This window comes from Rhodopseudomonas sp. B29 (assembly GCF_000333455.1).
GTDB lineage: Bacteria > Pseudomonadota > Alphaproteobacteria > Rhizobiales > Xanthobacteraceae > Rhodopseudomonas.
Map to the genome: position 1 here is coordinate 1 of NZ_BADD01000736.1, position 1,960 is coordinate 1,960.

General features: G+C 64.1%; 2 protein-coding genes. Both read left to right on the forward strand.

Features of this window, described 5'->3' with window-relative positions; all coding sequences use genetic code 11:
- Positions 1–201: hypothetical protein (locus tag I5M_RS33390; protein WP_210161630.1), on the forward strand; the 201-nt coding region annotated here is incomplete at its 5' end.
- Between the two features lie 97 nt (positions 202–298).
- Entirely contained in the window at positions 299–1,873 is a 1,575-nt protein-coding gene (locus I5M_RS26715; protein WP_022724197.1) for a 2-isopropylmalate synthase, read from the forward strand.
- Positions 1,874–1,960 lie beyond the last annotated feature (87 nt).

Genomic DNA, 1,960 nt, shown 5'->3' on the forward strand with positions numbered 1-1,960 from the left:
GGTTCGGTCATTGCCGGCTTGCGTCAACACTCCGTCAAGGGTTGTCGCGGACGATGGCTGGGACCTGAAGGTGTCGGAATGACGATTCGCAGTGGCAGTGATGGGATGCAGGGGATGGCGATTTTCGCCGCGCCCGCGATTCCGGCTGCGCTGACGACCGCCCGCCTGCTTGGCGAGCTGCTGCTTCTTAGCCGCCCCTGAGGGCCGTCTGGGCGCGCGCGCCTGGGCACTCAGGGGATCGCCAGAACGCCAGACCCTTCCGCGCCGCAGCGGCGCTCCGATCAAAGGAATTCACTCCATGACCACGACTTCGAAGTCCGAGCAGGACCGCGTCATCATTTTCGACACCACCTTGCGCGACGGCGAGCAGTGCCCCGGCGCCACCATGACGTTCGAGGAGAAGCTGAACGTCGCCAAGATGCTCGACGACATGGGCGTCGACGTGATCGAGGCCGGCTACCCGTTCGCGTCCGATGGTGACTTCGAGGCGGTGCACGAGATCGCCAAGCGCTCCAAGAACTCGGTGATCTGCGGCCTGTCGCGTGCGGCCCACAAGGACATCGACCGCTGCGCCGAGGCGATCAAGCCGGCCGAGCGCGGTCGCATCCACACCTTCCTGTCCACCTCGCCGGTGCACATGAAGTACAAGCTGCAGATGGAAGCCGCGCAGGTCTACGAGATGGTGATCTCGTCGGTGACCCGCGCCCGCAACCACACCGACGACGTCGAGTGGTCGGCCGAGGACGCCACCCGCACCGAGTTCGACTTCCTGTGCCGCTGCATCGAAGCGGCGATCAAGGCCGGCGCCACCACCATCAATCTGCCTGACACGGTCGGCTACGCGGTGCCGGAAGAATATCGCGAGATGTTCCGCAAGGTGCGCGAGACGGTGCCGAATTCCGACAAGGCGCGGTTCTCGGTTCACTGCCATAACGACCTCGGCATGGCGGTGGCCAATTCGATGGCTGGCGTCGCCGGCGGCGCGCGGCAGATCGAATGCACCATCAACGGCATCGGCGAGCGCGCCGGCAACGCTGCGTTGGAAGAAGTCGTGATGGCGATGCGGGTACGCGCCGACAAATTGCCGTACTGGAACAACATCGAGACCACGATGCTGACCCACGCCTCCAAGACGGTGTCGGCGGCGACCTCGTTCCCGGTGCAGTACAACAAGGCGATCGTCGGCCGTAACGCCTTCGCCCACGAGAGCGGCATCCATCAGGACGGCATGATCAAGAATGCCTCGACCTACGAGATCATGACGCCGGAGACGGTGGGCGTGAAGGGCACCTCGCTGGTGATGGGCAAGCACTCCGGCCGCGCCGGCTTGATCCACAAGCTGGAAGAGCTGGGCTACAAGCTGTCGCGCAACCAGATCGAGGACGTGTTCGTGCGCTTCAAGGCTTTGGCCGACCGCAAGAAGGACGTCTACGACGAGGACATCGAGGCCTTGGTCGGCGAAGAAATGACGCTGGGTCAGGACCAGATCAAGCTGAAGTCGCTGACGGTGATCGCCGGCACCCACGGTCCGCAGCGCGCCACGATGAAGATCGACGTCGACGGCGAGATCCGCATCGAGGAAGCGGAAGGCAACGGCCCGGTGGACGCTGTGTTCAACTGCATCAAGGCGCTGGTGCCGCACGACGCCAAGCTGGAATTGTATCAGGTCCACGCCGTCACCGAAGGCACCGACGCGCAGGCCGAAGTCTCGGTCAGATTGTCGCACGAGGGGCGTTCGATGACCGCGCGTGCGGCCGATCCGGACACGCTGGTCGCGTCCGCCAAGGCTTATCTCGGCGCCCTCAACAAGATCGTCGCCAAGCGCAGCCGTTCGGTACGCGAGGAGACGCAAGCGATGGTGACGGCGATCTGATCGCCGGTCGATCGCAGCCTCGTCCGATTACTGATGACGTTAGCAACGCAGCGCCTCGGCGCTGCGTTAGCGTGCAAAAACGAAAAC

Excerpts from the sequence above, each read along its gene's own strand:
- I5M_RS26715 (WP_022724197.1), top strand. The coding sequence starts at position 299 with ATGACCACGACTTCGAAGTCCGAGCAGGACCGCGTCATCATTTTCGAC.